21 protein-coding genes are annotated in these 23664 nt (G+C 67.7%); 9 read left to right on the plus strand and 12 right to left on the minus strand.

Translation table 11 applies throughout. From position 1 onward, the window contains the following. The first annotated feature begins 40 nt into the window (after positions 1 to 40). Positions 41 to 1210 (plus strand): cytochrome-c peroxidase, encoded by a 1170-nt coding sequence (locus F0U60_RS51090; RefSeq protein ID WP_395811816.1) that lies wholly within the window; start codon positions 41 to 43, stop codon positions 1208 to 1210. Here the strand turns inward: F0U60_RS51090 and F0U60_RS51095 are convergent. The 5 genes from F0U60_RS51095 to F0U60_RS51115 all read right to left on the minus strand — a co-directional run bounded on the left by F0U60_RS51095 (position 1173) and on the right by F0U60_RS51115 (position 6012). Further along, positions 1173 to 1766, minus strand: a complete 594-nt coding sequence (locus F0U60_RS51095) for a biotin transporter BioY (RefSeq protein WP_395811817.1) — start codon at positions 1764 to 1766, stop codon at positions 1173 to 1175. The two genes, F0U60_RS51090 and F0U60_RS51095, sit on opposite strands and share 38 nt — an antisense overlap. Then, positions 1763 to 2374 (minus strand): energy-coupling factor transporter transmembrane component T family protein, encoded by a 612-nt coding sequence (locus tag F0U60_RS51100; protein ID WP_395811818.1) that lies wholly within the window; start codon positions 2372 to 2374, stop codon positions 1763 to 1765. The genes F0U60_RS51095 and F0U60_RS51100 overlap by 4 nt, the downstream gene beginning before the upstream one ends. Continuing rightward, positions 2371 to 3045 (minus strand): energy-coupling factor ABC transporter ATP-binding protein, encoded by a 675-nt coding sequence (locus tag F0U60_RS51105; RefSeq protein ID WP_395811819.1) that lies wholly within the window; start codon positions 3043 to 3045, stop codon positions 2371 to 2373. The genes F0U60_RS51100 and F0U60_RS51105 overlap by 4 nt, the downstream gene beginning before the upstream one ends. A gap of 80 nt (positions 3046 to 3125) precedes the next feature. Beyond that, on the minus strand, positions 3126 to 4496 hold the full coding sequence (locus F0U60_RS51110) for an NAD(P)/FAD-dependent oxidoreductase (protein WP_395811820.1): 1371 nt from the start codon (positions 4494 to 4496) through the stop codon (positions 3126 to 3128). Between the two features lie 121 nt (positions 4497 to 4617). Then, on the minus strand, positions 4618 to 6012 hold the full coding sequence (locus tag F0U60_RS51115) for a M24 family metallopeptidase (protein WP_395811821.1): 1395 nt from the start codon (positions 6010 to 6012) through the stop codon (positions 4618 to 4620). Positions 6013 to 6141: 129 nt separating this feature from the next. Between F0U60_RS51115 and F0U60_RS51120 the strand changes: the two genes are divergently transcribed. Further along, positions 6142 to 6687: a Wall-associated protein precursor gene (locus F0U60_RS51120; RefSeq protein WP_395811822.1), complete on the plus strand. Its 546-nt coding sequence runs from the start codon at positions 6142 to 6144 to the stop codon at positions 6685 to 6687. Positions 6688 to 6694: 7 nt separating this feature from the next. Beyond that, positions 6695 to 7369, plus strand: a complete 675-nt coding sequence (locus F0U60_RS51125; protein WP_395811823.1) for a hypothetical protein — start codon at positions 6695 to 6697, stop codon at positions 7367 to 7369. Positions 7370 to 7387: 18 nt separating this feature from the next. On the opposite strand, the gene F0U60_RS51130 is transcribed toward F0U60_RS51125, so the two are convergent. Together F0U60_RS51130 and F0U60_RS51135 are read right to left on the minus strand one after the other, a co-directional pair. Beyond that, entirely contained in the window at positions 7388 to 9124 is a 1737-nt protein-coding gene (locus F0U60_RS51130) for a Kelch repeat-containing protein (protein WP_395811824.1), read from the minus strand. Positions 9125 to 9290: 166 nt separating this feature from the next. Then, positions 9291 to 9602 carry a DUF2171 domain-containing protein gene (locus tag F0U60_RS51135; RefSeq protein WP_395811825.1) on the minus strand — a complete coding sequence of 104 codons (312 nt, stop codon included), beginning with the start codon at positions 9600 to 9602 and terminating at the stop codon, positions 9291 to 9293. 214 nt (positions 9603 to 9816) lie between these two features. Here F0U60_RS51135 and F0U60_RS51140 point away from each other — a divergent pair, with 214 nt between their 5' ends. Both F0U60_RS51140 and F0U60_RS51145 read left to right on the plus strand, forming a co-directional pair. Next, positions 9817 to 10014, plus strand: a complete 198-nt coding sequence (locus F0U60_RS51140) for a hypothetical protein (protein WP_257451711.1) — start codon at positions 9817 to 9819, stop codon at positions 10012 to 10014. A gap of 185 nt (positions 10015 to 10199) precedes the next feature. Next, entirely contained in the window at positions 10200 to 12374 is a 2175-nt protein-coding gene (locus F0U60_RS51145; protein ID WP_395811826.1) for a PhnD/SsuA/transferrin family substrate-binding protein, read from the plus strand. Here the strand turns inward: F0U60_RS51145 and agmC are convergent. After that, positions 12346 to 14121: an adventurous gliding motility protein AgmC gene (gene agmC / locus F0U60_RS51150; protein WP_395811827.1), complete on the minus strand. Its 1776-nt coding sequence runs from the start codon at positions 14119 to 14121 to the stop codon at positions 12346 to 12348. The genes F0U60_RS51145 and agmC overlap by 29 nt on opposite strands. A 221-nt stretch (positions 14122 to 14342) precedes the next feature. On the opposite strand from agmC, the gene F0U60_RS51155 reads away from it, so the two are divergent. From F0U60_RS51155 to F0U60_RS51170, 4 genes are all read left to right on the plus strand, one after another. Then, complete coding sequence (locus F0U60_RS51155) at positions 14343 to 15023, plus strand: Fe2+-dependent dioxygenase (protein ID WP_395811828.1); 681 nt, start codon at positions 14343 to 14345, stop codon at positions 15021 to 15023. 164 nt (positions 15024 to 15187) lie between these two features. After that, positions 15188 to 16063: a TonB family protein gene (locus F0U60_RS51160; RefSeq protein WP_395811829.1), complete on the plus strand. Its 876-nt coding sequence runs from the start codon at positions 15188 to 15190 to the stop codon at positions 16061 to 16063. Between the two features lie 11 nt (positions 16064 to 16074). Beyond that, complete coding sequence (locus F0U60_RS51165; protein WP_395811830.1) at positions 16075 to 17313, plus strand: PepSY-associated TM helix domain-containing protein; 1239 nt, start codon at positions 16075 to 16077, stop codon at positions 17311 to 17313. A 212-nt stretch (positions 17314 to 17525) separates the two neighbouring features. Next, on the plus strand, positions 17526 to 19802 hold the full coding sequence (locus F0U60_RS51170; protein WP_395811831.1) for a TonB-dependent receptor: 2277 nt from the start codon (positions 17526 to 17528) through the stop codon (positions 19800 to 19802). A 189-nt stretch (positions 19803 to 19991) separates the two neighbouring features. Here F0U60_RS51170 and F0U60_RS51175 read toward each other — a convergent pair whose 3' ends face one another. From F0U60_RS51175 to F0U60_RS51190, 4 genes are read right to left on the minus strand one after another with little or no spacing between them, the layout of a single operon-like run. Beyond that, on the minus strand, positions 19992 to 21062 hold the full coding sequence (locus F0U60_RS51175) for a hypothetical protein (RefSeq protein ID WP_395811832.1): 1071 nt from the start codon (positions 21060 to 21062) through the stop codon (positions 19992 to 19994). Between the two features lie 27 nt (positions 21063 to 21089). Further along, positions 21090 to 21602: a hypothetical protein gene (locus tag F0U60_RS51180; protein ID WP_395811833.1), complete on the minus strand. Its 513-nt coding sequence runs from the start codon at positions 21600 to 21602 to the stop codon at positions 21090 to 21092. A gap of 10 nt (positions 21603 to 21612) precedes the next feature. After that, positions 21613 to 21993 carry a DUF4150 domain-containing protein gene (locus F0U60_RS51185; protein WP_395811834.1) on the minus strand — a complete coding sequence of 127 codons (381 nt, stop codon included), beginning with the start codon at positions 21991 to 21993 and terminating at the stop codon, positions 21613 to 21615. A 4-nt stretch (positions 21994 to 21997) separates the two neighbouring features. After that, the gene (locus F0U60_RS51190; protein WP_395811835.1) at positions 21998 to 23026 is read right to left on the minus strand and encodes a DUF2169 domain-containing protein; all 1029 of its coding nucleotides are present in this window, start codon (positions 23024 to 23026) and stop codon (positions 21998 to 22000) included. Between the last annotated feature and the right edge of the window lie 638 nt (positions 23027 to 23664).

The raw sequence follows: 23664 nt of genomic DNA on the forward strand, positions 1-23664 counted from the left end.
GGGTCCCCGAAGCACTGGTACCAAGAAGGAAGACACGTCGATGAGCCGTCACCCCCTGCGCACCTGGATGCTGGCGGGCGCCCTCGCGGGCTCCCTGAGCCTGTCCTGTAGGGAGCCCGAGGAACCGTTCCCCAACATCGACGAGCTCGAGCTGCTCCAGAGCCTGCACACCCCCACGCACGCGCCGCCGAAGGACCCCACGAACAAGTACGGCGACAACCCCGCGGCGGCGGCGCTCGGCGAGCGGCTCTTCAAGGACCCGGGCCTGTCCCGGTGCGGCACCGTCTCGTGCCAGAGCTGCCATGACGGCGAGGGCCGGACCGTGGACACGCCCACGGCGACCGGCTGCGACGGCCAGCTCACCGGACGCAACCCGCCCACGGTGCTGAACTCGGGCTACAGCACCTGGTTCATGTGGGACGGGCGCGCGGACCGGCTGTGGAACCAGGCGCTGCTGCCCCTCCTGAGCCCTGTGGAGATGGCCTCCAGCCCCGACATCCTGCGCGCCCGCCTCTCCGAGCTCTACGCGGAGGACTACCGCGCCCTCTTCGGCAAGCTGCCCGCCGAGGAGACGGACGACAACCTGCTGCTGGCCAACTTCGGCAAGGCCATCGCCGCGTACGAGCGCACGCTCAACCGCAACGACGCCCCCTTCGACCAGGACGTCGTCCGCTTCCTCGCGGCGGTAGAGGCCGGCACGGCCGAGAAGGATCCCGCCTACCTCGGGCTGAAGACGTTCGTGCGCAAGGGCCAGTGCGCCGCGTGCCACAAGGGCCCCATGCTCAGCGACGACCAGTTCCACAACGTCGGGGTGAAGGACCAGAGCGGCAGCCAACGCGGCGTGGCAACGGCGGGCACCGAGATGCTCGCGTGGCCCTTCAACTCGGCGGGGCCCTACAGCGACGCGCCCACGGGTGTCGAGTCGACCCGGTTGCAGCGGCTGAGCAGCGATCTGCGGGAGAAGGCGTCGGAGATGGAGGGCGCCTACAAGACGCCCACGCTGCGCAACGTGACGCTCACGGCTCCGTACATGCACACCGGAGAGGTGAAGACGCTCGAGGACGTCATCGAGCTGTACGACAAGGGCGGTGAGGCATCGGGCAGCTACGCGGGCGTGGTGTCGGAGACCATCAAGCCGCTGGAGCTCACCGATGAGGAGAAGCGGGCCCTGCTCAAGCTGCTCGAGTCGATGACGGGGGCGGCGAAGTAGGCGCGGCGGAACGGGGCGCCTGGATGAGCGGCCAGGCGCGCTTGAGGGTGACGGCGGTGGAGGCGGCGATGGCGGCCTTCACGCAGTCCCCGGGGATGAAGACGAGCGTCCCCAGCGCGGCCTTCGCGAGCGGCAGCTTCGCGGCCACGGCGAGCCACGGAATCCCCAGCGCATAGAGGACGCAGGCGCCTCCGAGCAGGTTGATGGCGAAGGCGAGCGGCACCGAGAGCCGCGTCCAGGCGCGCTCGGTGAGCCAACCGACGAGGAAGGCCCCGGGCACGAAGCCCACGAAGAAGCCACCGGTGGGCCCGGCGTAGACGGCGAGCCCGCCCCGGCCTCCGGCGAGCAGCGGCAGCCCCGCGGCCACGAGCACGTGGAAGAGCAACATGGACAGGCCCGCCTTGCGCGCTCCGAGCGAGGAGCCGGCGAGCATCACGCCCAGCGTCTGCGCGCTGATGGGCACGGGGAAGAAGGGCAGCGTGAGGGGCGGCAGCAGCCCGAGCACGGCGATGATGGCGGCGAACAGGGCGACGTGGACGAGGTCGCGAGTCTTCACGAGGGCTCCTCGGGGTCGAAGCAGCGCGCGTCGATGGCGTCGGCGAGCGTGTCGGCGGTACGGAGTGTCTTGACGAGCAGGGGAAGGAGCACGGCGAACGGGTCTCGGTCGAGCCCACGCACGCGCTGGGCCTCCTGGATTTCACGCAGCCACGTGGCCAGGAGGGGAATGAAGCGCAAGGTGAGGGAGAGCAGCAGGCCCAACCGCGTGGGGTTCACCCCGAAGCGGGCCAGGGGACGCAGGGCGCGCTCCAGGGCCTCGAGCATGTCCGAGGCCCGCGTGGTGAGCGAGACGAGCGTGGCGAGCAGCAGCAGGACGGCCAGCCGCAGCACCACCACCAGCGCGGGCACCCAGCCGGACAACAGTCCGTGCACAAGGAAGAGCGGGACGAGCACGAAGGCGGAGAGCCGGAAGACAGGAGCCACCTCGCGCGGACGCAGGCGCGCGAGCGCGTAGAGGCCGAGCGTGAGCCCCAGCGCGGCGGAGACGACGGGCAGAGAAGAGAAGAGCAGCAGCCCGGTACCCGCCAGAAGCAAGCCGAGCATCTTCGCGCCCGCGGGCACGGCATGGACGGGCGAGTCGCGGTGGAGGTAGAGGCCGAGGCTCACGCCATCATCCGGACGTAGGCGTCGAGCGCGACGGAGGGGACGTCATCGACGACAACGCGGCCCTCGTCAAAGACGAGCACGCGGTCAAAGTCGCGCAGCAGCTCCAGATCATGCGAGACGACGATGGCCGTCTGGGGCATGTCGTGAATGGCCTGGGCGAGGCGACGCTTGTTGCGCAAGTCGAGGAGCGTGGTGGGCTCGTCGAAGACGACGTAGCGCGGCTCCATGACGAGCACCGAGGAGAGCGCGAGGAGCTGCTTCTGCCCCCCGCTGAGCAGGTGCGCGGGGTGGTGGCGGAAGTTCTCCAGGCCATAGCGGCGCAGGATGGTGTCGACGCGCACGGAGATGTCGGCCGGTGGGAGCCGGAGGTTCTTGAGCCCGAAGGCGATGTCCTCCTCCACCGTGGGGAGGACGATCTGGTTGTCGGGGTTCTGGAAGACGAAGCCCACCTTGCGGCGAATGGCGCGGGCGTCCTTCCGGGTGTCGAGCCCCTCCACGAGCACCTGCCCCTGCTCAGGCACGAGCAGGCCATTGAGGAGCCGCGCGAAGGTGCTCTTCCCAGAACCATTGCCGCCCACCACGGCGATGCGGCGCTCGGAGAGGGTGAGCTCGAGTCCCTTGAGGACGTGGCGCTCACCGAAGTGGTGGTGGACGGCGTGGAGGCTGATCATCGCGACCGCTGGGGGCGGGCGACTTATAACGCCTTTTTGGCTCCGTGCACGTCCCTCTCGCAGGGAGAGGGACGCGGCACTCAGTGGATGTGGGTGGGCTCGGGCTCGGGCTCGCGGCGCACCCGTTCGAGATCGGCCTCCTCGGCGCGCTCCTCGGAGATGCCGGGCAGGCTGGTGGCACGAATGCGCGGGAGCCGGTTCGCGTGCAGCCCGGTGATGAGGCGCACGTCCCGCCGCTTGGTGAGGTACGTGTAGGCCCAGTCGAACATCACGGCCAGCTTGTTGCGGAAGCCGATGAGGAAGGTGATGTGGATGCCCAGCCACATCAACCAGGCGGGCCTGCCGCTCAGGCGGACCTTGTCGTAGAGCACGCCAATCGCCGAGCCGCGGCCAATCACCGCGAAGGAGCCCTTGTCGTGGTAGCGGAACGGCTCCAGCGGTTGGCCCTCGAGCTTGCGGCGGATGTTCTTCGCCACGTGCTTGCCCATCTGCATGGCCGCCGGCGCGATACCCGGCACCGGCTTGCCGTCCTGCAGCATCGAGGCAAGGTCGCCAATCACGAAGACGTCCTCATGCCCTGGCACGTTCAGGGTGGACTCCACCTTCACCCGGCCCGCCCTGTCGAGCGGCACGCCGAGCGTGCGAGCCAGCGGCGAGGCGGCCACGCCCGCGCCCCAGAGCAACGTCCGGGCCTGGATGCGGGTGTCGCCCACGTTGACGCCCTCCTCATCCATGCCCGTGACCATGGCGCCCGTGCGCACCTCCACCCCGAGCTTCTCGAGATCCCTACGCGCCTTCTGCGAGAGCTCCTCGGGATAGGTGTTGAGGACCCGGGGGAGCCCCTCCAGCAGGAGGACGCGAGCCTGGGACGTGTCGATGCGGCGGAAGTCTCGGGGCAGCGAGTGCCGCGTCATGTACGCGAGCGCACCCGCCAACTCCACGCCGGTGGGGCCCGCGCCGATGATGACAAAGGTGAGCCACTCGCGCTGGCGCATGGGGTCCGGCTCGCGCTCAGCGGCCTCGAAGGCCAGCAGCACACGCTCGCGGATATCCCGCGCGTCGTCGATCGTCTTGAGTCCGGGGGCGAACCGAGCCCACTCCGGATGACCGAAGTACGAGTGCGTGGCCCCGGTGGCGAGCACCAGCGAGTCATAGGGGATGTCGCCACCGTCGGTGACAAGCACCTTGCGCTCCATGTCGACGGACTGGGCCTCCGCGAGCAGCACGGTGGTGTTCCTGCCGCGCAGCACCTGACGGATGGGCGCGGAGATGTCGCCTGGGCTGAGGACCGCGGTCGCCACCTGATAGAGCAGCGGCTGGAACAGGTGGTGGTTGTAGCGGTCGATCACCGTCACATCCACGGGGGCACGCTTCAGCCCGCGCGCCGCCTCGAGTCCACCGAAGCCCCCACCCACGATGACCACATGATGTCTTCGCCGATTGCCTTCCATGGCGGCAAAGGTGGGGAGACTCCAAGCAATCGACCACCGTACGGAGGGACCGTGACTGAAGGGTGAAGCCGCCTGCCCGCTCGCCGATGAGACCAGAGGGCAGGCGCATGCCCGGAAGCGCCTACCGCACCAGGTGGAAGGCGGTCTGCCGCTTCAAGGCCCAGCGCACCTTCCCTGTGGCATCGAGGGTGACGTCCTCCTCCTGTGCCGAGCGCACCTTCTGCCCGCCCCACTCCGGCACCGGGCTCGTCGCCTGCAACTCGATGGAGAACCACTGGTTGGGAATCACCTTGTGGTCACCGTTGCCCGGCACCCCCTCCTGCCGGTCCCACAGGCCGATCATCGGCCCCGCTCCGTGCCCGTTCAGCCCGATGGGGTGCGAGTACACCGTCCCCTCGATGCCCTCGGACTTCATGCGCTCCCGCGAGGCCTTGAGGATCTCATTGCCCGTACGCCCCGGACGCAGCTCCTCGAACACGATGTCCTGCAGCCGATTCGAGCGCGCCAGCGCCGCCTTCAGCCCCGCCGGAGCGTCCGTCTCGCCCTCGCGCAGCACGTAGCCCATGTGCTGCGTGTCCGTGTTCAACCGCAGCGCCGTCACCCCGAAGTCGCAGTGCAGCACGTCGCCCCTCTCGATGACGGGGTCCTGTCCCAGCTCCTCCTCCGTCTTCCCCTGCCGCTGCACCTCCACCGACGGCTGGAACCACGTCCCCAGGCCCAGGTCGTTCACCCGCTGCCGCATCCACCACACCACGTCGCTCGTGCGCGTCTTGCCAGGCGTAATCACCTGGTTGGAGAACCCCGTCTCGATGATGTTCCACGCGAGCTTCGTCAGGTCCTCGTAGAAGCGCGCCTCGTCCTCGCCGCGCCACGCGATGAGGTCCACCGCGAGCCCCTCGGCCGGCTTCATCCGGGAGGTCCACTCGGTCCCCAGCGCCTCCGCCATGCCCTCGTACTCGCCATGCGTCAGCCCGTCCGCGAAGGCGAACGTGCGCGACACGTTGATGCCGATGACCTTCGGCTTGCGCTCCTCGAGCACTGCCTTCAGCACCTTCCACTGATCCGGGCCCCACAGCTCGGCCTGCCGCGTCACCCCGCCCCCGTCCACCTGCAGCTGCGCGCGCCGCGCCTCGTACACCCCACCCTGCGTCCCGCCGCCCAACGCGAGCCGCTCCACGCCCAGCTCCGGGCCCCGGTCGTGGAAGACATAGATGGTGCGCCGCCGTGCCGCGAACGTCGTGGGCGCCACCAGCGCGGGGAAGACGGGGTCCTCGTTGTACTCGCGCATCGAAATCACCCACATCTCGATGCCGTACTGGCGCATCAGCGTGGGCAGCGCCTTCTCCATGCGCTCGCGCAGCCAGGCCTGCTGTCGCGTGGCCTGATCGCGCAACGTGCCAAAGGGCCGCTCGGGCACGGAGGCCCCTGGCGCGGAAGTAGCCGGGGACGTGGTGGCACAGGCGGACGTGAAGAGGAACAGGGGGACGAGTAGACGGCGGCTCCAGGTATTCTTCATGGCCGCGCAGCTTCGCACGAGCGGACGTGCCTCGTGCACTTCTGCGCATTCACCCCGCGCCGGGGCCTCGGGTTTCGCTCCGGGTGTTAGCCTCCCAGCCCCAGGCCATTTCACGGGAGGAGAGCCCCCATGCTCACGCTCGTCTTGCTGCTGCTCACGCAGATTCCGTGCGCGCCGAATGACCTCTCGGTGGTGTGCAACTGCAAGCAAGGCATGCGGACCGCGTGCGAGACGCTGCGGCTGAGCGAGCCGGAGCAAGCGGCGGAGATCCTCGCCCGTTTGGAGCAGGTCGCGGCGCAGGCGAAGATAATCGAGGAGGCCGGCCAGAAAGCAGAGGAGGAGATACAGGCCGAAGCCCTGTCATCCACCGACTGCTCCGAGCCCATTCAGTGCAAGGGGCAGTTGCATCACATCATCTCCAAGCGCATCGCCAAGGCATTGGAGGAACACCGAAAGCTCAAGGGTCACTACAAGGCCCGGGACCCACGCTTCATCAGCCGGGCCGCGGACAAGAAATCCCACTGTGGCTATCAGGAGTGGCACCGGAAGGTGGATGCCGAGGTCGTCGCATGGCTCAGGAGCTTCCGCGATGCGACCCCCAAGCAGTTCGAGGACTTCCTTCGGGAGATCTACAATCGGCCCTTGATGCGAGCGAGATTCCCGAATGGGTTCTGAACACCCCATGTTTCCCCGGTTCTTCGTCTTGGAAGAAGGCGTCCTCTGGTCTCATTACGATGCCGAGGTCGACAAGGCCGAGCCCGTCAATCGCAGAGAGGGGGTCGACTGCCCGCGATGCGGCGCCCCCATTGGGATGATGCAATGGCTCCCTCCCTACCGCGCAAACCTAGAGCTGCACGGCAAGGAGTTCGGCGACTTCATCGAAGCACTTGGAGACGACCTGCTCATATCCGAGCGTTTCGCCCAGGCCTTTCGTGACGAGGGCCTCACGGGGCTCGAAGGCTTCCACTCCGTCGAACTCCTCCGGGTACGAAGGAAGGGGCGAGGTCCCAAGCCTTCCAACGTTCCCCACTACTTCGCTGTCACTGCCTGCTTCGGCCGCGCGGCAGTGGACCTCGCGCGCAGCCACATCCGAGGCGCGCAGCCCCCCGCCTGTGCGGAGTGCCGCTCTATGCAGTTCAAATCCATCTACGGATTCTCTCTGGAGCCCGGCACCTGGCAGGGAGAGGACATCTTCCGACCCCGCGGACTGCACGGAGTCCTGACCGTCTCAGAGCGCTTCGAGCGCTTCGTCGCCCGGCATGGCTTCACCAACCTGCGGATGACCCCCATCGAGGAGTACGTGTGGGATCCGCATGCGCCCGAGCCGTTGCCGAATACGAAGGAGGGCTCGGCCTGAACCCTCCGCTCGCGCGCCTCATCGCGTGGTGAAGACGAGGTCGTCCACGTCATCGAACACGCCGCCAGGGCACGGCTCGGCGCTGCCCGCGTAGCGGAACACGCCTCGCACTGCCTGCAGCGAGCCCGTTGGCAGCACGTACGTGGCCGTCAGCACCTGCACCCTCGGCCCGCTCGGGGTGAGCGTCGCCAGGTACGTCCACGCCGGGTTGCGCGCGTCCGTCGCGTAGTACAGGTCCAACCGGTTCGCCTCCGGGTCCGCGTACGCCCACACCGTGGCCTCCACCCGCACCGTCTTCCCCGGCGCCAGGCTGCCCCCGTCCACCGTGCTCACCCGCAGCCCATCGAGCGCCTCGTCCCGCTCGCGCGAGCCCCCCTCCCCGTCCTCACACGAGCCCCCCAACGTGTTGGGCCTGTGCGGCTCCGGGCCCATCCGCCCCCGTCCCACCAGCAGCGCGCCCGAGTCACACCCCATCATCCCCTCGTCACACCGCGGCACCCGCAGCTCCGCGTCGTACTCCGCACGCTCCACGCCACAGCCCTCCGCGCCACACGCGGGCGCCACCGCGCACGGGCCGCACTCCAGCGTCCCACCGCAGCCGTCCGGCACCGTGCCGCACGTCTGGCCCGCCGCCTCGCACGTCAGCGGCATGCACACGCCCGGGTCGTACCGCTCGCTCGTGGCCAGCGTCCCCTGCAAGTCATTGGAGCCGCCCACCACCAGCACCGCGCCCTCCTCCAACAACACCATCCCCGCTCCCCGCCGCGCCGCCCGCAGCGCAGGCTCCGCGCTCCACGTGTCCGCCGCCGGGTCGTAGCTCTCCACCGACGCGAGCGCCCCCGACGACACATGGAAGCCTCCCGCCACCAACACCCGCCCATCCCCCGTCACCAGCGCTCCATGCGCCTCGCGCGGCGTGCTCGGAGTCGCCGCCAGCTTCCACTCGCCACTCGCCGGGTCGTACAGCTCCGCCGTGGCCGCCGCGCGCGACGTCGTGCCTCCCACCACCAGCACCCGCCCATCCGGAAGCACCGTCACCGTGTGCCCCGAGCGGTGCGTCCCCGCCGCGCCTCCCACCGGGCCCGCCTTCGCCCACTGGCCGCTCGCCACGTCGTACAGCTCCGACTGCAGCCCGCTCACGAAGAGCACCTTGCCGTTGCTCAACACCACGCCCGTGCGCGCCCCGCTTCGCGCGGACGTCGGCGCTCCCGTGCGCGTCCACCGGCCCGTCGCGGGGTCGTACAGCTCCGCCGAGCGCACCGGGTGCCGGTCCACGTCAAAGCCCCCCACCACCAGCACGCGCCCGTCCGGCAGCGCCACCGCCGCCGGCTCGTTGCGCGCCTCGGCCATCTCCGCCACCAGCGTCCACCGGCCCGTGCCCGGGTCGTACACCTCCGCGCTCGCGAGGGCTCCAAAGGACGCCGAGTACGTGCCGCCCACCACCAGCACACGCCCGTCCGTCATCCGCACCGCCGCGTGGTTGCGCCGCGCCGTGCGCATCGCCCCCGTGCTGCGCCACCCGCCCGTCGCCGCGTCGTACACCTCGCAGCTCGAGAGCGTGCGGTTGCCATCATGTCCTCCCGCGGCCAGCACCCGCCCGTCCGCCAGCACCACCAGCGGCAGCAGCTTGCGCGGCGTGGACAGCCCCTGCGCAACCAGCTCCTCCGCCAGCTCCTCCGGCGGTGGCGCCGAGCTGCACGAGAACACCAGCGTGAAGAGCGCCAGCATGGCGCAGGACGTCGAAACCCTTTTCATGACCCTTCCCACTCCGTTGCGAGAGGGACGGGTCTACACGCCGGGTCTGACATCCCCGGATTCGAATTCCTCCGTGATTCCCGGGGGTTATCGTCCTCTGTATGACAGACCTGTCAGGTTGTGCGCGGCTCGTGCCGCACCCCGTCATGGGCCTGTCATGGCACCGTCATGCCCCGGGTTGATCCGCGTCCAGCACTTCCACGTTCACCGGCTCTGAGTCCATGCCGTTGTGATGCCGCGGCGGCAGCGCGCCCCCGTCGTCGTCCTCCAGCTTCAACAGGTGCGGCGTGCGCTCGAGGTACAGCTCGCCATCGCGCTCGTAACGCACGTCCGCGAGCTCCACCAGGTACTCGTCGCGTGACAGCAGGTGTGGCTCCAGCTCGAAGTGGGTTTCGCCCACCGCGCGCACGCGGCCCAACTTCCGCCCGTCCATGTCCCGCACCACCATGCCCTCGCGGACTGCATCCTGCTCCACCATGGCGTCCTCCTCGCGAGCCCCCAGGCCCTCCCGCCCCGGGTCACTCCTCTCTGAGTGGGGAACATCCGGCGCCACGGCAACCGCCGAGGGCTGGCAGGAGGGGCGAGCCTGGGCTCGGGGGGTGGCTCTGCACCCCGGCTCACGTGCGTCACCTGCACGCACGGGGACAGAGGGGTGCGCGGTGCCTAATGTCTCCAGGAAAGGAGAGGTCGCCATGCTCCTGGAAATGACCGCCGTGGAGGCCCGCGAGCTCAAGGAAGTCCTCGACTCGTCCCTGCGCGAATTGCTCGACGAGATCGCCCACTCCGACCACCGCGCCTACCGCGAGATGTTGCAGGCCCGCTATAGCCGGCTCGAACAGCTCAACCACCGGCTGGAGGCCTCCGTCGAGAGCGACCAGGTCTACGCCTGAGCCCGCCCTCCAGGCCGCTCCCCTCGGGGCTCCCCTGGCTTCGATGAAGCCGTGAAGAGGAAGCCCACGAGAGGGGTGCGTGTACATCTCCGTCAGGTGTGAAAGATGCGCGCTCCGTGAACGTCCGGCATGCTTCGGGACGACGGCGCACCGGAAACCTCGGTCGCGCCCGCGGAGGCACGCTTGTGACGACACCGGCCGCACCCATCCGCTTCCTTCTCTCCCCGTCGCTCGGAGAGGTGAAGGAGCATGTGCGCGCCGAACTCTTCAGCCGAGCACTCACCCAGCGGCTAGGCCGCCCGGTCGTGGTGGAGCTGGCGCCCTCGTACGAAGCGCTGGAGCGTGAACTCGAGGAGGGCCAGGTCGACCTGGCCTGGGCCACGGCCGAGCAGTGCACCACCTTCGAGCCCCAGTCCCGGGCGGTGCTGCGCGCGGTACGGGCCGGGCGCTGGTATTACCACGCAGCCCTGGTGTGCCGGGCGGACCACCCGCTCACCCTGAAGACGTTGAAGGGTACGCGCGCGGCCTGGGTGGCCCCGCGCTCGACCGGGGGCTACCTGCTGCCGGCGCGCCACCTCTCCCAGCGGGGGCTGCCCCCAGCGGAGATCTTCGCCGAGGAGCGCTACCACGGCACCTACCGCAAGGCGCTGCTCGCGCTGCTCTCCGGCGAGGCGGACGTGGCCTCCATCTACTCGAGCCACCCGGAGGAGAACACCGTCCGCGCCTACCTCGCCGAGCACGTGGGCGCGGACGAGCGTCGGCTCATCCCCTTTGAGTTCACCGAGCCCACGCTCTCGGACGGGCTCATCCTCACCTCGCGCATGCCCGAAGCGGACGCGGCCACGCTGGTGTCCATCCTCACCACGCTCGCGGGCGACGGCGCGGGGTTGGAGCCACTGCTGGGCCTCTTCGACAGCGAGGGCTTCGTCCTCTCCTCCCCGACGTCGCCCCGGCGGCCGCCTCCCCGGAAGGTCCAGCGAGCGGAGTACCTGGCGGTGGAGCTGGACGCCCAGGAGCGGTGCTTGCGGCTGTGGACGCCCACGGGCTCGGCCTTCGGGCGAGACTTGCGCCACGCCGAGGGACAGTCGCTGGAGGCGGTGCTGGGACCTGAGGCGGGAGACGCACTGGTGGCGCTCGCCCGCGCCGCGCAGATCAGCGGGGTCGGCGGACGGGTGGAGTACCGCCTGGAGGTGGAGGGCGAGACGCGCTGGTACACGGCCGAGGCCACGGTGCGCCTGCCCACCCGAGGCCCAGGGGACACCACCACGGCGCTACTGGTGCGCGACGTCACCGAGCTGCGTGCGCTGGAGGACGAGCTGTACCGAATGGCCTCCTTCCCGCTGCTGCACCCGGAGCCCATGCTGGAGCTGGGCTCGAACGGAGAGCTGCACTACGCCAACCCGGCGGCGCACACCGCCATCCCGGACCTGGTGGTGCGGGGCGTGGCCCACCCGCTGGTGGAGGCAGCGCTCGCGTGGGCCCGGCGTGGGGTGAGCTCGGGCGAGACCCCGCCCCTGGTGCAGCTGGGAGGCCGGTATTGGGAGCTGACGGTGTCGCCCCTCGTGGACCCCGAGGGCCTGCGCGTGTTCGCCAAGAACGTGACGGCGCGCAAGCAGATGGAGGCGCAGCTCTTCAAGGCGGACCGGATGGCGGCGCTGGGCTCGCTGGCCGCGGCGGTGGGTCACGAGATGGGCAACCCGCTGGCCTACATGCTGGCGAACCTCGGCTTCGCGCGCGAGGAGTTGGGGCGGATGAAGCAGGCGCTGCGCGAGCAGGGCCACGAGCTGGCCGGGGACCTGGACGATGTGCTGGAGGCGCTGACCGAGTCGACGGACGGAGCGGACCGGCTGAAGACGATCGTCCAGGATTTGCGGATGCTGTCCCGCACGCCGCCGGAGCACCGCGAGCCCGTGGAGGTGGTGCCGCTGCTGGAGAACGCGCTGAGCCTGGTACGGGGTGAGCTGCGCCACCGGGCACGGCTCGAGAAGGACTTCCGGCCCGTGCCGTTGGTGGAGGGAGATGAGGCCCGGCTGGGCCAGGTGTTCGTGAACCTGCTGCTCAACGCGGTGCAGGCGATGAGCGAGCTGGACGCGACACGCAACGTGCTGCGAGTGGCGACCTACACGGGACCGGCGGGCGAGGCGGTGGTGGAGGTGCAGGACACAGGCGTGGGCATGCCGCCGGAGGTGCTGGCGCGCCTCTTCGAGCCCTTCTTCACCACGCGACCCGCGAGCATGGGCCTGGGGCTGTCAGTGAGTCACGCCATCGTGACGAGCCTGGGGGGCTCGCTGCGCGCGGAGAGCCGGGAGGGCATGGGCACAACGCTCACGGTCATCCTCCCCGCCGCGCAGCACCCCTGAGCCACACCCACGCGAGCACCGCGAGCCCAAGCCCCCACGCTCCGCCCGCCGACGCCGCGCCACACCCGCACCCCACCCGCAGATCGAACAGGCCGCCCACACTGAAGCCGAGCGGCTCCGAGGTGGCGCTCCTCACGCCCAGCTGCTCGGCCCAGGCGCGCACCTCGTGCGGACCCTCCGCGAGCTCGGCGGAGGGCACGGCGACGAAGCCACCGGAGTCATCCGCCACCACGGGGGCTCCGAGCGGCTCGCCATCGAGGAACACCTGCACGGTGGCACCGGGCGCCGTCTTGCCCTCGAAGCGAGGCAGCGGCTCCACACCGGCAGCGCCAGCACCAGGAGACACCCAGGTGGGCACAGGAGGCACGGCAAAGCCTGGGACGATGACGGACAGGTTCCCGTCAAACTCGGGCTGGCCCGCGACAACGGGCTCAGCGCCGCGACCCCCGACGGACGTGTAGCCCGAGAGCCCCGCGCTCACGGAGGCCGCGCAGTCTGGCGGCACGCCCTCCGAGGCTTGGACGAGCAGCAGCCCGCCTCCGCCGCCTCCACCCGGAGAGGTGTCGCTGTCCGCGCCCGCGCCCCCCTTGGCCGAGAGCACCGTGCAATCGAACGTCTCCGCGACACGCACGTGGACCGTGCCGCCCGCGCCCCCACCACCTCCACCTCCATGCAGCCCCACCGCCGAGCTCGCGGCCAGCCCGTTCGCGGTGAGGATGCCGCGAGGACGGGGACTTTGGATTTCACGGGCACGCACGAAGAGGATGCCGCCGCCCCTGCCTCCCGACGAGCCTTCAATCCCCGCGCCCCCACCGCCACCGAACAACAGACGCTCCAGTGGGCTCGCATAACGCAGCGCCGCACCACCGAGGCCGCCCACCTCGCGCTCCATCGTCTCCTGCGCGGAGCGCCCACCTCGCCCGCCCTTGCCAATATGCCCGCCTCCACCTCCACCCGCGTCATGGCAATTGCCGCCCCCGCCTCCGTTGGCGAGCAGCCCATACCCATGGGTCGGCGCACCGGAGAGGACACCGGCGAAACCCTCGCCCTTGCTCGCGCCGCCCGCGCTCGAGCCTCCCGCCCCGGCAACTCCGTCCGGCGCCGCGCATTCATAGGAGTCCAGGGCCACGCCCACCTCGGCCTCGCCGCCCCGGAAGCCCGCGCCATCCACGTCCAGCGAGCCCTGGTTATTGACAAGGCCCGTCACCAACAACGCCAGCACGCCGCCGCTGCGCCCGTTCCAGGGTTGGGCCACCAACGAGCCGGAACTCTGAATGTGCACCTCCGTGTACTCGGGCACGCGCACCACCTGGGACGCGAGGGCGAAGCGATTCACAAGCGGCGCGGTGAGACGCAGCACACCGGGTGACACCTTCGACAGACGCGCCAGCTCCCACCGGCCCACGCCCGAGTCCCCCAGCTCGAGTGGCGTCTCGCGGTAGACGGGGAGCAGCGCCTCACCCCCCATCTGCAACACCATCACCAGCTCGCCCTCGTCGAAGGGGACTGAATTCTCGACTCGCAGCTCGGTGGCGCCCGCGAGCGCCTCGCTGGCGAGCGCCGTGGACGCGTTGAGGACGACGCCCGGCGCCTTCACCTGCAAGGAGCCATGCTGACCATTGCCCAGGCCGAAGACATCCGCGTCGGCGAGGACCCCCGTCGGAAACAACGCGAACACAAGAGACAGCAACCCGAGCGGAAACCTCGAGGAGCGGTCCGAAAAGAAGCGGCGCAAGATGGTGGGCATCAAGGGTCCCCCCCTCGGGTGTCCGACTCTCGCCATTATGAGGAAGCGAGGGAGGCCGGCAACCCAGGGGCCCAATGCCAGCACTCCTATGCAACAGACAGGCATGCGCAGGAAGAACATGGACACTCCGCGTGGGTTCACCGGAACGAGAGTGCCAGGAGGGCGCGTCGCGGAAGTATGCCTTTGACGCCCATCCGGAGGCAGGGTGGAGTCCCCTCACCATGATGGTTCACATTCCCCACGTCCTCTCCCCCGAGCAGGTGGCCCGCTGCCGCGACGTCTTCGCCCAGGCCTCCTGGGAGGACGGCCGCAGCACCGCCGGTCACCAATCCGCCCAGGTGAAGAAGAACCTGCAGCTCCCGGAGAACAGCCCCCAGGCGCGTGAGCTCGGCAACCTCGTGCTCGAGGCACTCGAGCGCAGCCCCCTGTTCATCTCGGCCGTGCTGCCGCAGCGGGTCTTCCCCCCGCTCTTCAACCGCTACGACACGAGCATGAACTTCGGCTCGCACGTGGACAACGCCATCCGCCCCATCACCGGCACGTCCCTCCGCTTGCGCACCGATGTCTCCGCCACCCTCTTCCTCTCCGACCCCGAGAGCTATGACGGCGGCGAGCTCGTCGTGGAGGACACCTATGGCAGCCACTCCGTGAAGCTGCCCGCTGGAGATCTCATCGTCTACCCGGCCTCCAGCCTCCACCATGTCACGCCCGTCACCCGTGGCGTCCGGCTCGCGTCCTTTTTCTGGGTGCAGAGCATGATCCGCGACGTGTCTCAGCGCGCCCTGCTCTTCGACCTCGACATGGCCATCATGCAGCTCAACAAGGAGGTGCCCAAAAGCCCCTCTCTCGTCATGCTGACGGGCGTCTACCACAACCTCCTCCGGCAATGGGCCGAGCCCTGAGCCACCGCTCCCGCCCGCCCCGCGTCCTCCACCCGCCACTTCCCCGACTGCGCGGGCCTGCCTCCAGTCCTCCACTTCTCATTTTCTTAAGAGTGGGTCGCTTCTGACCCTCTCCTTGGATTGACGACCTGTTCAATGTGGGCTAGGAGCAGAAGCATCTTCAGATGAGAATGATTCTCAATTTCCATGTCGGGATGGACGGAAGGGAGACGGTTGCGGCGGAAGATCGCAGTCCTGCGGTAAGCCTCTTCCGCATGGGCGAGTCCCCGCGTGGAGAGAGCGAGCGCTGGGGAGCGGCCCTGCTGATCGCCGCGCTCGTCCACGTGGGAGTGGCGCTCGTGTGGCTCGCGGTGCCTGGTACCGCCTTGCAGCCCCCCGCGCCGCCCGAGGAGCCGGAGCTGGTGTTCTTCAGCTTCCCGCCTCCACCTCCTCCAGCAGCGGGCTCCGCGACGCCCCGTGCGGCGCAGCCCCAGCCCGAGCGGGTGCAGCGTCAGGCTCGGCCCCGCCCCGCGCGCCCGGCCGTTGTCCCAACGCTTCCGATGCCCGTTCCCACCCCCGTGGAGGCCCCGCCCGTCGAGGTCGCGAATCCCGAGACGGAGCCGGAGACGGTCGACGAAGCACCGGTCGCCGACGAGGCCCCGGGCGTGGCCGGTGGCACCGAGGGTGTGGGAGGCGTCGTCGCGGGAATCGTGGGCGGAGTGATCGGCGGCAGGGAGGGCGGGATGGTGGGCGCCACGGGAGGCTCGGCGCTCGACCTGACGCAGGTGGCGCGTCCCCCACAGGTGCTCCAGCAGCTCAAACCCACCTACCCCCGGCGAGCGAAGGCCGATGGCATCGAGGGGCTCGTCATGGTGCGCGTCATCATCGGGACCGATGGTCGCATCGAGCCGGAGCACACCCAGGTCATCCGCTCCGTACCCGCACTCGACGCCGCGGCCATCTCCGCCGTCAGTCAGTGGCGCTTCTCCCCGGCGATTGGCAAGCAGGGGCGGCCCGTGCGCGTCATCGTCGAGATTCCCGTCCAGTTCTCTCTGAAGTGAAGCGGTACCCCATGCGCATCACCCTCCGTAAGCTCATCTTCTGGCCGCACCTGATCTCCGGCATCATCGCGGGGGTCGTCATCGCGATCATGTCCATCACGGGGGTGGCGATCGCCTTCGAGCACCAGCTCCTCGACTGGGCGGACCGTGACTCCCGGCAGGTGCAGGTGCCCGCGCCGGACGCGGCCCGTCTGCCCATCGACGAGCTGCTGGCCCGCGTGCGCGCCGCTCGGCCCGAGGCGCAACCCTCGGGCGTGACGGTGTATCCCGAGCCAACCGCCGCCGTGCTGGTGAGCACCGGCCGCTCCAGCGGCGTCTATGTGAATCCCTACACGGGCGAGGTGCGAGACCAGGGCGCCCAGGGCTGGCGCAAGTTCTTCCATGTCATGGAGGAGTGGCACCGGTGGCTCGGTGCCCAGGGTGACAACCGCGCGATGGGCCGTGCCATCACCGGCGTCTGCAATGCGGCGTTCCTCTTCCTCGCCATCACCGGCCTGTACCTGTGGTGGCCTCGCAAGTGGACGATGAAGACTGTGCGGCCCACCCTCTGGTTCAGGGGCGGACTGCGCGGCAAGGCGCGTGACTTCAACTGGCACAACGTGATCGGCTTCTGGTCCCTGCCCGTGCTCATCGTCCTGACGGCGACGGGCATGGTCATCTCCTACAAGTGGGCCTCGGACCTCGTCTTCACGATCACGGGCAACACGCCCCCCGCCACCCAGGGTCCTCCCTCGGCCGCCCCGGTCAAGGTCCCCCCACCGCTCGAAGGTGCCAAACCGCTCGGCCTCGACGCGCTCTTCACCGAGGCCCGCAAGCAGGCGCCCGCCTGGGAGAACATCTCGGTGCGCATGGGCGGCGGACCGCGCGGCAATGCGCCCCAGGGTCGGGGTCCGCAGGGCCAGGGCCCGCAGGCACTCGCCTTCTCCATCCGGGAGACGGGCGCCTGGCCACTCTTCGCGTCGACGCAGGTCTCGTTGGATCCCTTCACTGGCCAGGTGCTGCGCCGCGAGACGTTCGCGGACAACAACCTGGGCCGGCGGCTCCGCACGTGGATGCGCTTCCTGCACACGGGCGAGGCGCTCGGGTGGATGGGCCAGCTCGTCGCGGCCATCGCCTCGCTGGGGAGCGTCCTCCTCGTGTGGACCGGCTTCGCTCTGTCCTGGAGGCGGTTCTTCCCGCGCCGGCAGGCCCGCGCCTCTGCCTCGGAAGAAGCCAGCACGACGACGGAGCAATCAGAGCCCACGGCCTGAGCTCCCCGCCACCACTGCTCAAGCGCACGCCAGGGGAGAGCCCTGGCCGTGCCAGGCATTTCCTTTCGCTCAGACACACCCTCGCGCCAGGACAGACATGAGTCTGTCTGTGAAGCTTCACGCGTCCGGTGTCACCCTGGGTGAGTTGCTTCAAACCCAGCAATTCAATACGAGAATCATTCTCAAATTCATGTAGTTCGAGGGGTACAAGCATGTCTTCCACCAAGGCCAGCAGGACGGGCATCCGCTCGACGAAGGGTGTTTCAGGAGGGGTGCGCGGCGCGCTGTGGCCCTGGGGACAGACGGCGGTAGGTCTCGCCTCGGCGCTGGCGGCAAGTGGCGCGCTCGCGCAGGAGGCGACGCCTCCCGCGGATGCACCGCGTGCCGAGCAGTCGGCACCGGCCTCCCAGCCATCGCCGGAGGGCGCCCAGGACAAGTTCGTGCTGCCCACGGTCCAGGTGCAGGAGGAGGCGGAGAGCTACAACACCCCGGAGAGCACGCTCACGCGTCTGCCCAAGCCGCTCGTCGACACGCCGCAGACCGTCACCGTGGTTCCCGAGACAATCATCGAGGAGCAGCGGGCCACGACGGTGCGCGAGGCCCTGCGCAACGTCTCCGGCATCACCGTCAGCGCGGGTGAGGGTGGCCGCCAGGGAGACATCTTCATCCTCCGTGGCTTCTCGGCGCAGACCGACACCTTCCGCGATGGTGTGCGCGACCTGGGCTGGTTCACGCGCGACACCTTCAACCTTGGAGGCGTCGAGGTCTTCTTCGGGCCCTCCGCCGTGCTCTTCGGACGCGGCTCGACGGGCGGCGCGGTCAACCTCGTCACCAAGCGGCCGACGAAGCGGTCCACCCGGGAAGTGAGCCTGACGGGCGGCACGGCACCTTGGGGCCGCCTCGACCTGGACGTCAACCAGGTGCTCAGCGAGGACGTGCAGCTGCGCATCAACGCGGCGGGGCAGCTCGCCCAGACAGCGGGCCGTGACGGCGCCGAGCAGAACCGTGCCGCGGTCACTCCCGCCGCGCGCATCGCGCTGGGACAGAACACCACGCTCGACCTCGACTACCTCTACCAGCGGGAAGAGGGCATCCCGGACCACGGTCAGCCCTACTTCAATGGCTACCCGCTCACGAACAGCCTCGGCGTTCCGCGCGACACCTTCTATGGCGTGGCGGGCTCGGACACCTTGAGGGTGAATGCCCACGTCGCCACCGGGCGCATCCAGCACCGGTTCGGCGGCGACACGGTGCTGACGAACACGTTGCGCTTTGGCTCGGTGGATCGCTTCGCCCGGCCCACGTCGCCGCGCGGGCTCTCGCCGGCCACCGCCCCCGTGACTGTCGGACGGGAGCGCTACGAGCTCGAAACGGACAACGCCAACCTCATCAACCAGACGGATTTCCGCGGGGTCTTCCAGACCGGAATCCTGCGGCACACCGCGAATGCCGGGCTCGAGCTGTCCTGGGAGACGCGCAACCAGTACCGCAGCAACCTGCGCGCGGTGGATCTGTCCACCGGGCCGAACCTCCCCGCCGACCTGTTCGAGCCGGAGCCCTCGCCCGACCTCTCCCCGCTCACCCGAGTCTTCAGCACCTCCAATGAGTCCCGGCAGTGGAACATCGGGGCCTATGCCTCGGAGCAGCTTGAGATCTCCCGCTATGTCGAGCTCCTCGGTTCCGCGCGCTTCGACGTCTTCGACACTGACTACACGTCGGAGAACGCCGCGAGACAGGTGACGCGGTTGGAGAACCAGGACGCGTTCTTCAACTGGCGTGCTGGCGTCGTTGTCCACCCGCTGGAGAAGACGAGCCTCTACGCCATGTACGGCACCTCCGCCAATCCCTCGGCGGAGGCCGGCACGATCGCCACTGGGACGGAGAGTCTCGAGCCGGAGCGCAACGTCATTTATGAGGTCGGCGCCAAGGCGGACCTGCTCGAGGAGCGGCTGGGCCTGACCGCGGCGGTCTTCCGCATCGACAAGACGAACGCGCGCGTGCCGAACACGGACCCCGAGGGGCCGCCGCAAATCCTCGAGGGTGCGCAGCGGGTGCAGGGCTTCAATGTTGGCATCGCCGGCACCCTCACCCAGCGCTGGAGGGTGCTCGCCAACTACACCCACATGGACTCGGAGATCCGCGCGCACACCAACGACTATCTCGAGGGCCAGCCGCTGCCGAACACGCCCAAGCGCAGCCTGTCGCTCTGGACGACCGTCAACCCGCTGGACAACCTCACGTTCGGTGGCGGCGCCGTCTACCAGGACGTGACGACGGTGAACAATCCCACCGCGGCCAACGTGGCGTTCAACAAGGTGCCCAACTTCTGGCGCTTCGATGCCTTCGCCAGCTACGCGTGGGGCAAGTTGGATCTCCAGCTCAACGTGAACAACATCACGAACGAGCTCTACTACGACCAGTACTACGGCGGGCATGCGGTTCCCGCCGAGGCGCGCTCGGCGAGCCTGACCGCCCGGTATCGCTTCTAGGTGCTTAGCGCAGGGCGACCCCCTCTCCTGAGGGGAGGTCCCACTGTAATGCCAGAGGGACCCCCCCGAGAGCCGAACGACCCTTCCAGGGTTGGAGGACCGCCCAGAAGAAAGGCAGGCGAACGCACCATGCCCACTCTGGGTGGACTCCCCGCAGGATGCTCCAGGTCAGCCGGCCCTGATGGGGGTTCACTGAATTGGGGGCAATAGCCGTAGCAGTTCCTTGCAATCCTGCACTACGGAGGATTCCTCCACACGAGGTAGTACGGTGCGACGAATGACTTCGCGAACATCCGCACTCACCTCGTGGAGTTTCCCATGATAGGTTTGTGACTTCAGGGTGCAGACCACGTAACTGAGCACTCCCGGATCCAATTCATTCCGAGCCATGGATAAAATGGCGCGAACCGTTGTGGGCTGTAGTGTGACGGGCTCCAGACGCTCGTCGCGAGGAGGCAGCGGCTCGCCAGGAACAAACCCAACCTTGTACGCCGGTAGGCCAAGTGCGCTCAGGACGTTGATGCGCACGTAACGATCATCTTCGGCCAAGTGAGATACAAGGTCGGCCTCGACGACGAGTTGCGTGCGGAGTTGGAAAAGAGCTCGTGCGGCATCTGCCTGAAGGCTCGGTTCGTCGAGGTACAGAGTCTCTCCCAACTTGAGCCGGTACCGCACCGCATCCATCCAGGGGGCGTTCAGATCAATGGAAACGTCCTCCAACATGGAGTCCTCGATTCCCGTACCGGAGAGCAAACCATTGCCAAGCACCCGCAACCGCGCACCTCGCGCTACCGCGGGCTCCGTCCGCAACCGGCGGATGTGGATGTTCTCGAAGGAGCCGGTACGGGCTCCGGCCACGATGACCGCCTTCTCCAACTGTTCATAGAGCCGGCTCTGTAGGGTGTTGGGCTCGCGTAGCGTAGAACCGCCTGACGACCCAGCCAGGAATACTTCGATTGGAAGTTTCTGTGCGGTGGAATCATCTGCCAATTGGCCGGTCTTATCGCTAGTGGCAACCAAAGGAGCCACTGGTACCACGCGCTCAGCCATCAATCGAAAGCGAGCGGACTTGTCCAGGGCAAAGCTCAAATCATCGGGCGTCAACCATTCCCATTTCGGTGAGAGCAGGAGTGCCTCGAGAACATCATGAAGAGCCAACCCCTCCTCCTGGAGCGGCTTGGGCAACCCATAATGCGCTGGATGCATGAAGAGTCGCTCGATCTCGGCATCCAGCTTTGGGAACAACGTTGGAATGAGCATGTTCTCTCCTGTGGTCCGCGCCACGGTTCACAAACTTTTGATGACCTTCCCTGTCCTGTCGAAGACCTCGTACTTGGCACCGCCCGCGGCATGTCCCTGCTGCTCAAAATTCTTCTTCGTCTCCTTGAGGTTCTTTTCGTTGGGCTGGTAATGACCCGAGAAGTTGTCCGCCCGTGTGATTTTACCCTCCTCGTTGGTCTCGCACTCACCGGCTCCGATGACAGCCTCTCCTGCACCGAGCATGGAGTGCGGCAACGTCGCTCTGCCTCTGTTACGCTGATTCAGGTCGTTTTTCGGTCGGGGTGAAAAGACGAAAGTGTGATCAGCTTTCTTGACGTAGACAAGCTCTTTGTTGGTGGGTGGTGTATCCCAGAGCGCGTAGCTCACACTCTTCCCATCCTTCGTCCCGTTCTTGTGATCGTACCCGTGACGCTTGTCGCGCTCGATGCTGTCGGCCTTGGGCTGCCGGAGATCCTCTTCCTTGAAATCATCGGTGTTCCCCTTACCGCCTTTGGCCGAGCCCTGTTTGATCTTGCCCAAGCAGCCCTCCTCAGAAGCAATTGCCCTTGTTCTGGGTCATCGGATCCGAGCGGCGCACGACATTTTTTCCCTCCACCTTCACGTCGAAGGAGTAAAGCACCGGTTCGGCCTTGCCTTTGATGCAGCCCGAAGCGACCCCACCCGCCGAACCGGCCTCATCACCGCTGCTCATATTGATGCAACTCCCTTTCAGCAGTATGGAATTTCCTTCGACCGTCACGCTCTTGCTCCCTCCAGACACCTGAGAGGAAAGAGCCATATTCGGGTAAGGGACCGGGACAGGTCCACCGGGGCTGGGGGTTTTGCAGACATCCATCTGTGTTTGCACGACCCCCATGCTCCCTTTGTGCACCACTGTTTCCGGAGCATTGACCGCAACAGTGACGGGCATATGTCTAGCCTCCTGTGGAACTACGGAAGTGAACCTCGGCACGCGCTTCATCCGAGGCCTCGTTCATCAAGACAGGGTACTTGCAGCGCCAGACAAGCGAGAGCCGCCGCATGGCAAAGCTGAATACGACCGTGTCGAGAACACCGGGAACTCGGAGTAATCGGCGCCTACTCTGCACGTGAAAGGTCACAGCAACATCGGGCAAGTGGAACTGCTCGGTACCTTTTTTCGTAAGATTCACGGCCCGCACGAGTTCTCCACCTCGAAGGTGGGTGGCATGCACGAGTTCCGGTGGCGCTCCCTGGAAGTAGTGATAATCGAAGTCTTCCGGAGGAAGGGGGCGCCGGTACTTTCTCCAGGCATCATCATAGGTACCCGCATGGCGCAGCCGTGGCATCCAACTCCGACCGATGAATCCCAACCCCTGTGGTGCGGGCTTGTCCTTCCAAGAGGTGATGAGTTCGTGCGGGTCCTCGAAATTCGGAAGTGCGAGGCCATCCAACCGCGAAGGACTCTTCACCCAGCAGCAACCCGTCCCGATGGGGTTACGAGACTCCCAGGCAGGCGCGCCGTGTTCCTGGGCGGAAGGATCGCTACCGCCAAACGCACGCTCCCAGCAGATGGGCATCTCCACGAAAGGCTGTGGATCCGATCGGGTAACGCCGGTCAACCAACTGTAACTCCACCGCCGATCTCCAAAGACCTGGAGTATCTTGCGCCGCGAGCCCACCGCGAGGAGGCATTGGCAACTCGTGGTTGGCCGCCCACCCGGGGCGAAGACTGAGCCGACGACGACGACGTCCGTTCCTGGCTTGTAGTACGCACCATCGCTCTCATAGAGGACCGACGAGCCCGGCTCAGACAAATACTGATCGGTCTGCCATAGAGGCTCCTGCTCCTCCGCGATGCGCAGGCGTCCGCTGTCCTCCAGTGTATAGGTGGCTTTGAGGAGTGCCACCCGAACCTCAGCGCCATCACGATCCAGGACGGACTCGAGGGCACCGATAAAAGGCGAGTCATGAACGAGCTCCATCGCCCCCCCCCACTGCCTCCGTCAGCGGGCTGAACACAAATGCTTCCCCTCAACCCTTCATCCGATGAGCAGCACACCAACAGCCGCGAAGACTTGGCGTAACCTCGATATAGGGCCATGGCGGCCATCCCGAGCAGCAGCGGCACGGAGGCAGCACCAACATCGCCGATACAATCCGCCGGATGAATGACCTCGGGTCCCGAGAGGGTCCGCACCATGGCCAACATCCACTCATGGGAGCGACAGGGCTCGCCATTGAGGTCCGTGTACACGCGCCGAACCGTCCCACCCTCCCAACAAGCCGATTCAAGCGCGCCCAAGATGGACCGGGTAAGCCCTGTTCCTACCAGTGGCGCATCATGAGCCAGCGGCACTGGTTCCATGGCAAGCCCAGCCCCCACGACCAGGGCAAGCGGGCGCGCGCGAGTCTCACGTACAGCCAGCTCTGACCGGAGAACCAGACAGGCAGCAGCTTCACCAAGATTCAATCCACGGGGCTGTTGGCTTTCCCTCAAACGATGATCCTTCTCGAAATAGGCCACAGCAGAGGTATTCGACAGCGAGTCGGCACCGATGAGCAGTCCGGCAGACGCGGGCGTTCGGGCGAGCCGCTCCTGTATAGAGAGGAGAGCCCTCAC

The sequence above is a fragment of the Archangium minus genome, from assembly GCF_044360475.1.
Classification (GTDB): Bacteria; Myxococcota; Myxococcia; order Myxococcales; family Myxococcaceae; genus Archangium; species Archangium minus.